Consider the following 6,928-nt stretch of genomic DNA (forward strand, 5'->3'; position numbering starts at 1 on the left):
GTGTCCTAAGGTGCCGTCATGGCAGATACACGACGCTCCGTGACCTCAGTCACCAAGGCAGTGATCCCCGTCGCGGGTCTGGGCACCCGGTTCCTCCCGGCGACCAAGTCCACACCCAAGGAGATGCTGCCGATCGTGGACAAACCCGCGATCCAGTACGTCGTGGAGGAGGCCGTCTCCGCCGGGCTGGAAGACGTCCTGATGATCACCGGCCGCAGCAAACGCTCCATCGAGGACCACTTCGACCGCGCGTACGAGCTGGAGGAGGCGCTGCGGGCCAAGGACGACATCGAGCGGCTGAACGCGGTGCGCGAGTCCAGCGAGCTCGCCCAGCTGCACTACGTGCGCCAGGGCGAGCCGCGCGGCCTCGGCCACGCGGTGCTCTGCGGGGCCGCGCACGTGGGCGACGAGCCGTTCGCGGTCCTGCTCGGCGACGACCTCATCGGCGCGCGCGAGGCCCTGCTCAAGCGGATGATCGAGGTCCGCCAGACCTACGGGGGCAGCGTCATCGCCCTCATGGAGGTCGAGCCCGAACAGGTCTCCCTGTACGGGTGCGCCGCGATCCGGGCGACCGACGAGACCGACGTCGTCACCGTCACCGACCTCGTGGAGAAGCCCCCGGCCGACCAGGCGCCGAGCAACTGGGCGATCATCGGCCGCTACATCTGCGACCCCGCGGTCTTCGAGGTGCTGGGCAAGACCCCGCCGGGGCGCGGCGGCGAGATCCAGCTCACCGACGCGCTGCGCGAACTGGCCCAGCGCGGCCCCGAGGAGGGCGGCCCCGTCCACGGCGTCCTGTTCCGCGGCCAGCGCTACGACACGGGAAACAAGGTCGACTACCTCCGCACTGTGGTGGAATTCGCATGTGACCGCCCGGACCTGGCCGCGGAGTTCCTTCCGTGGCTGCGCGGGTTCGTGGCGGAGCGCGGTCTCGACGTGCGGGAATGAGGCGGGGCCGGGTGGACGGAGAACTGGCGGGGGAGCCGATGAAGAGCGTCGAACAGCATGTCAGCGACATCCTGGCGACGGTGTCCAGTCCCAGGCCGATCGAGCTCGACCTGCTCCGGGCGCACGGCTCGGTGCTCGCGGAGCAGGTCGTGGCGGAGGTCTCGCTGCCCCCCTTCGACAACTCCGCCATGGACGGCTACGCGGTCCGGAGCGCGGACGTCGCCGGAGCCTCGACGGGGGAGCCGGTGCTCCTCCCGGTCGTGGCGGACATTCCCGCGGGTGACACCTTCACCTCGGTGATCCCCGCCGGGATGTGCGCGCGCATCATGACCGGCGCGCCGATGCCGGTCGGCGCCGACTCGGTGGTCCCGGTGGAGTGGACGGACGGCGGCGCGGCCACCGTGGCGGTCCGCCGCCCCGCGGCGGAGGGCAACGCGGTCCGCAGGGAGGGCGGGGACGTGCGCAAGGGCACGGAGGTGCTCTCCGCGGGGGTCCGGATCGGTCCGGCCGAGATCGCGGTGCTCGCCTCGGTCGGACGCCGCTCGGCACTGGTCCACCCGCGCCCCCGGGTCGTCGTGCTCGGCACCGGCGCGGAACTCGTCGAGCCGGGCCGTCGGCTGGGGCCCGGCCAGATCTGGGACTCCAACAGCTTCATGCTCACCGCCGCCGCGATCGAGGCGGGGTGCGAGGGCTACCGCCACGGCTTCGTCGGCGACGACCCCGCCACCGTGCTCGGCGCGATCGAGGACGTGCTGGTCCAGGCCGACATCGTCATCACCAGCGGCGGCGTCAGCATGGGCGCCTACGACGTGGTCAAAGAGGTCCTCCTGCGGATGGGGACGGTGCGCTTCGACAAGGTCGCGGTGCAGCCGGGGATGCCGCAGGGCCACGGGACCGTGGGCGACTCCCGGACCCCCATCATCACCCTCCCGGGGAACCCGGTCAGCTCCTACGTCTCCTTCCACCTGTTCGTGCTGCCCGCGCTGCGCAAGCTGAGCGGGCTGCCCGAGGAACCGCTGCCGTCGGTGCGCGCGCGGCTGCTGACCCCGGTCGCCTCGTCACCCAGGGGCAAGCGCTCCTACCTGCGCGCGGTCCTGGACTACGACGCCTCGGGCGGGGACGTCGCCTACACGGCGTCCGTCGTGACCCGCCAGGGCTCGCACCAGTTGTCCGCGCTCGCCGAGACCAACGCCCTCGTGGTCGTCCCCGAGCAGGAGACCCACCTGCCCGAGGGCAGTGTCGTCGAGGTGGTCAAGCTCCCCTACCGTTAGGGCGTGTCCGGTGGATCGTTCCGGGGCTCGCGCCCACCAGGGCGACGCTCGCCGCGCCGGTTCGCTCGAACAGCCAGACCAGGATGAACTTCGCGAATCGGCTTGCGAGCCCCGCCCTGGACGGCCGCTCGCCATCCCGAACCGATCCACCGGACACGCCCTAGGCCGTGTCCCCGGAGGAAGCGGGGAAGCCCGCCCGGGGACCCGCGGCCCGCGAATCCCCGCGGACCGTATCCGACCAGGAAAGCCCACAGCCGCTCATGTCGAACGCACGCTCCTCCGGCCTCACCCATCTCGACTCCTCCGGCGCCGCCCGCATGGTCGACGTCTCGGCGAAGGAGGTCACCGCCCGAACCGCCACCGCGACCGGCCGGGTCCTGCTGTCGGCCGAGGCCGTGGCGGCCCTGCGCGGGGGAGGAGTGCCCAAGGGCGACGCGATCGCGGTGGCCCGCATCGCCGGGATCCAGGGGGCCAAGCGCACCCCCGACCTCGTCCCGCTGTGCCATCCGATCGCGGTGCACGGCGTGGACGTCGCCCTGGAGGTCGCCGACGACGGGGTCGGCATCAGCGCCACCGTGCGCACCGCCGACCGCACCGGGGTGGAGATGGAGGCGCTGACCTGCGTGATGACGGCCGCGCTCGGCCTGATCGACATGGTCAAGGCGCTGGACCCGGAGGCGGTCGTCACCGACGTGCGCGTGGAGGAGAAGACCGGCGGCAAGACCGGTCACTGGCGGCGCTCGTCATGAGCGGCGGGACCGGCTACCGGGTCGCGGTCGTCACCGCCTCGAACCGGGCCGCCGCGGGGGTGTACGAGGACAGGTCCGGGCGGCTGCTCGCCGAACTGGTGGCCGAGGCGGGCTGCGCGGTCGGCGGCCCGTGGGTGGTGCCCGACGGCGCCCCCGTCGCCGAGGCGCTGCGCCGCGCCCTGGCCGAGGGTTACGACGCGGCCCTGACCACCGGCGGGACCGGGCTGACCCCCCAGGACGCGACCCCTGAGGCGACCCGCCCGCTGCTGGAGTACGAGATCCCGGGCCTGGCGGAGGCGCTGCGCACGGCGGGCCGGGACAAGGGCGTGCCGACCGCGGTGCTCTCGCGCGGCCTGGCCGGGGTCGCGCGCTCGCAGGGGCACCGCATGCTCGTGGTCAACCTGCCGGGCTCCTCCGGCGGGGTGCGCGACGGCATGGCGGTGCTGGCCCCGATCCTGGCGCACGCCATCGACCAGATCCGCGGCGGCGACCACCCGCGCCCCTAGGGCCTCGACGGGGCCCGCCCCGTCGAGGGTGGAGGGCGGGCCGGACGGTCCTCCGCGCCCGAGCGCGGGGACTTCCGCGTCAACGCTCCGGGACGTGTTCCGGATCGTCCGCCGTTCGGTTCGAAGCCCGGTCTTGAGCTCGGGGAACAGTGGATTTTTCGCCGTTCTCTTCAAGACGGGCCGCCGAGGGGGAATGATTGGCGGTAAAAGGTGCTGAAAAGGTGGCGGTGAATCGGATGCGTGGTTGGCCGGTGTCCCTCGAAGAGGGACCAGTCGGGCTGCGGCCGCTCAGGCTGCGCGATTCCGCCGCGCTGCGCGAGACCAGGGCCCGCAACGCCGAATGGCTGCGCCCCTGGGAGCCCACGCATCCCGAGATGCCGCTGCAGACCACGGGCCTGGCCCCCTACCTGGCCATGGTGCAGGCGATCCGCAGAGAGGCCCGCCAGGGCGTCGCGATGCCCTGGGCGATCACCTACGACGGCCGGTTCGCCGGGCAGCTCACCATCGGCGCGATCGTGTGGGGTTCAGCACGCTCCGCCCAGATCGGCTACTGGATCGACAGCGCCCGCGCCGGGCTCGGCGTCACCCCGACGGCCGTCGCGCTGGCCGTCGACCACTGCTTCTTCACCGTGGGGCTGCACCGGGTCGAGGCCAACATCCGCCCCGAGAACCACAAGAGCCGACGCGTGGTCGAGAAGCTCGGGTTCCGGGATGAGGGCCTGCGCAAACGCCAGCTGCACATCGACGGCGCGTGGCGGGACCACCTCTGCTACGCGCTCACGGTCGAGGACGTGCCCCGGGGCCTGCTCTCGACGTGGCGCGGGGCGCGGGTGGGCGGCGGCCGCCCGGAGGGGCCGGGGGAGGGGACCGCCCCGGGCGGCGCGCAAGGGGCGACGGGGGCGCGGCCCGAGCGATCCTGAGCACGTCCGGGTGGCGGACAGGGGAGCCGCGCGTTGCCGAAAAGGTGTGCGCACGGCGTCGTTCGCGGGATAATCACCGGGACCCGCGTGTGCGCCGGTATCGGGTGGTAATCGTTTGCTACCCTCCGTTTCTGTTGGATGACGGTGCGTATTTTCCGTTTTGACCAGCGCGTTTTCCCAACGGAGGCCCCGTCCGAGGAAAAGGACGGGAACAGATCTCACGACACTCCGGCCCTAATACTGCGCATTCGCGGACACCGGGTCGTACGGTGCGGAACGTAGACGCATCAACGATGTGGACAGCGCGTACATGCGGCACATGGGGGCGACAGGATGGCGAACGGTGTGACGATCCCGAAAAGCGTCAGACCGTAGGTTCCGGACAGGTCGCCGACGAGGTGAACCCGCCCATGGGCCCGGTACCGGTGGCCGCACCGGGGGAACGTCTGGGAATGTCCATTGGTCTGCGGCGCGAGGAGGGGTGATGAGCAGCTCTCCTCTGTATCTGGCGATCGTGGTCGTGTGGATCCTCGTCCTCGTTCCGATGCTGCTGCGCCGTGACGCGGCGGACCCCGCCGCGGGCGGGCTGCGCCGTGGTCCGGCGGCCGACGACGAGTCCGACGCGGTCCCCGACGACGAGTACGAGCCCGTCGAGTACGACGCCGGGACCGGGGACGAGGAACCGGACCGGACGGCGGGGTCCCGCCGGGACCGGACCGGGGAGACCGGGGACGACGGCGGGAGCGTCGAGCACGAGGCGGCCTCGGCCCCCTACTTCTTCGAGGAGCCCGTCCGCGTCAGCCGGGCCCGGGTCATCGCGCGCCGCCGCCGGCGCACCAGCGGCCTGGTCCTCCTGCTGGCCGCCACCGGCGCGGCCGTCGGCATGGGCCTGGGGCCCTGGTGGGTTCTCGTCCCGCCCGCACTGCTGCTGCTGGGCCACCTGGTGCTGCTGCGCGAGGCCGCCAAGGCCGACGCGGAGCAGCGCGCGGCCGAGCGCGAGCACCGCCGCCGCGAGGAGGCGGCCCGGGCCCGCCGCGCCGAGGAGGAGGCGGCGAGGGAGGCCGAGATCATCGAGCTCGCCAACCGCCGGAACCAGGTCTACGACCAGTACGCCGACGCCCAGCTCCGGGCGGCGGGCGACTGACCGGCCGCGTGGAACCTGGTCGAAGCAGCGGTCCGCAACTGGTAGTCTCTTAGACGTCCCGCAACGGGGCCAAGGGGCTATAGCGCAGTCCGGTAGCGCACCTCGTTCGCATCGAGGGGGTCTGGGGTTCAAATCCCCATAGCTCCACAGCAGGCAGAAGGCCCGTTCCGCGCAGGCGGAGCGGGCCTTCCCGCGTTTCCGGAGCAGCCGGGGCCGACACGGTGAAGCGGCCTCTTGCGGCCATCAGGGGCTTCGGGGCAGGGGCTGCGGTTATCCTCTCCGCAGTTCCCGGTATTCGCCCGCCCTCGGCCGTCCCGCGGACGAGCGGTTTCTCCCGAAGGAAGCGCAGCACAAGTGAACAGTTCCCCCCGCCGCCTCGCCGCGGCGTCCGCGGTCGTGCTGATGGCGACCGCCGGCTGCTCCGTCAGCACCAACCCCGATGAGATCGGCCTGGAGTACGACGCGGGCGTGTTCAGCGACACCACCTTCGACTCGTGTGTCTCCTCCGGCAACCGGCAGTACTACGGGCCCGGCGACCAGGCGTTCGTGTACCCCGGCGGGCAGCGGACGTACACCTTCAGCCCCGAGGAGGGCGTCGAGGCGGGCACCGCCACCGTGGTCAGCAGGGACGATCTCGAACTGACCGTGGAGGGCGTGGTGACCTTCTCCCTCAACCCCACCTGCGAGACCTTCCAGGAGTGGCACGAGCGCATCGGCCTGAAGTACGACGCGGACACCGACGAGGGCTGGGTCAGGATGCTGCGGACCTACATAGGGGCGCCCCTCAACCGGGCGCTGGACGACGCCTCCAAGTCCCACGACTGGCGGGACCTCTACACCTCCGCCGAGGCCAAGGCCGAATGGGAGATCGAGGTCGGCGAACTCCTCTCGGGCTACATCGCCGAGCAGGGCGGCGGCGACTTCTTCTGCTCGCCGAATTTCACCGGGGCCGAGGACCAGGAATGCGGTACGCCGCAGCTGACCATCCAGCAGCCCGTCCCCCCGGACGACGTGCGCGCGGCCCTCATCAAGGCGCAGCAGGCCGTGGAGGAGACCGCGGCGCAGGAGGAGGAGAACAAGCGGGTGGAGATGGAGATGGAGGCCATCGAGATGCTGGTCGACGAACTCGGCCCGGAGGGCGCCATCCTGTGGCAGGCGCTCAAGGAGGGCGACGTCGAGTTCCTCCCGGTGCCCGAGGGAGGGTCGATCAACGTCCCGCCCAGGGGAGGGGAGTAGGGAACCTCCGGGGCGGGGGTGGTTCGGGCACCGGTGGTTCCGTTGACGGTCGTGGGGGGTGGGCCCCGGGGGGGGGGGGGGGGGGGGGGGGCCCCCAAAACAACAAAACCCAACCCACCCCCCCCACACAACGGGGGGCGCCCCCCCCCCCCCC

At 72.1% G+C, this 6,928-nt stretch carries 7 protein-coding genes and 1 tRNA gene; all 8 read left to right on the plus strand.

What is annotated here, in order from left to right:
• Nucleotides 1–18 precede the first annotated feature (18 nt).
• The 8 genes from galU (at nucleotide 19) to EV190_RS22710 (ending at nucleotide 6,774) form a co-directional block, all read left to right on the plus strand.
• Nucleotides 19–948 (plus strand): UTP--glucose-1-phosphate uridylyltransferase GalU, encoded by a 930-nt coding sequence (galU, locus tag EV190_RS22675; protein ID WP_133743647.1) that lies wholly within the window; start codon nucleotides 19–21, stop codon nucleotides 946–948.
• Nucleotides 949–986: 38 nt separating this feature from the next.
• Entirely contained in the window at nucleotides 987–2,219 is a 1,233-nt protein-coding gene (gene glp, locus EV190_RS22680) for a molybdotransferase-like divisome protein Glp (protein ID WP_133743653.1), read from the plus strand.
• Between the two features lie 260 nt (nucleotides 2,220–2,479).
• Entirely contained in the window at nucleotides 2,480–2,968 is a 489-nt protein-coding gene (moaC, locus tag EV190_RS22685) for a cyclic pyranopterin monophosphate synthase MoaC (RefSeq protein WP_133743648.1), read from the plus strand.
• Nucleotides 2,965–3,474 carry a MogA/MoaB family molybdenum cofactor biosynthesis protein gene (locus EV190_RS22690; protein WP_133743649.1) on the plus strand — a complete coding sequence of 170 codons (510 nt, stop codon included), beginning with the start codon at nucleotides 2,965–2,967 and terminating at the stop codon, nucleotides 3,472–3,474. The genes moaC and EV190_RS22690 overlap by 4 nt, the downstream gene beginning before the upstream one ends.
• A 227-nt stretch (nucleotides 3,475–3,701) precedes the next feature.
• Nucleotides 3,702–4,394, plus strand: a complete 693-nt coding sequence (locus tag EV190_RS22695; protein ID WP_133743654.1) for a GNAT family N-acetyltransferase — start codon at nucleotides 3,702–3,704, stop codon at nucleotides 4,392–4,394.
• Nucleotides 4,395–4,878: 484 nt separating this feature from the next.
• Nucleotides 4,879–5,538, plus strand: coding sequence for a divisome protein SepX/GlpR (gene sepX / locus EV190_RS22700; RefSeq protein WP_133743650.1), 660 nt, complete (start codon nucleotides 4,879–4,881; stop codon nucleotides 5,536–5,538).
• A 73-nt stretch (nucleotides 5,539–5,611) separates the two neighbouring features.
• Nucleotides 5,612–5,685: transfer RNA gene (locus EV190_RS22705), tRNA-Ala, on the plus strand.
• Nucleotides 5,686–5,892: 207 nt separating this feature from the next.
• Nucleotides 5,893–6,774 carry an SPFH domain-containing protein gene (locus EV190_RS22710; RefSeq protein WP_243742739.1) on the plus strand — a complete coding sequence of 294 codons (882 nt, stop codon included), beginning with the start codon at nucleotides 5,893–5,895 and terminating at the stop codon, nucleotides 6,772–6,774.
• Nucleotides 6,775–6,928: the final 154 nt, after the last annotated feature.

The organism is Actinorugispora endophytica (assembly GCF_004363075.1).
Lineage (GTDB): Bacteria > Actinomycetota > Actinomycetes > Streptosporangiales > Streptosporangiaceae > Actinorugispora > Actinorugispora endophytica.

Excerpts from the sequence above, each read along its gene's own strand:
- glp (WP_133743653.1), top strand. The coding sequence starts at position 987 with ATGAAGAGCGTCGAACAGCATGTCAGCGACATCCTGGCGACGGTGTCC.
- EV190_RS22690 (WP_133743649.1), top strand. The coding sequence starts at position 2,965 with ATGAGCGGCGGGACCGGCTACCGGGTCGCGGTCGTCACCGCCTCGAAC.
- galU (WP_133743647.1), top strand. The coding sequence starts at position 19 with ATGGCAGATACACGACGCTCCGTGACCTCAGTCACCAAGGCAGTGATC.
- sepX (WP_133743650.1), top strand. The coding sequence starts at position 4,879 with ATGAGCAGCTCTCCTCTGTATCTGGCGATCGTGGTCGTGTGGATCCTC.
- moaC (WP_133743648.1), top strand. The coding sequence starts at position 2,480 with ATGTCGAACGCACGCTCCTCCGGCCTCACCCATCTCGACTCCTCCGGC.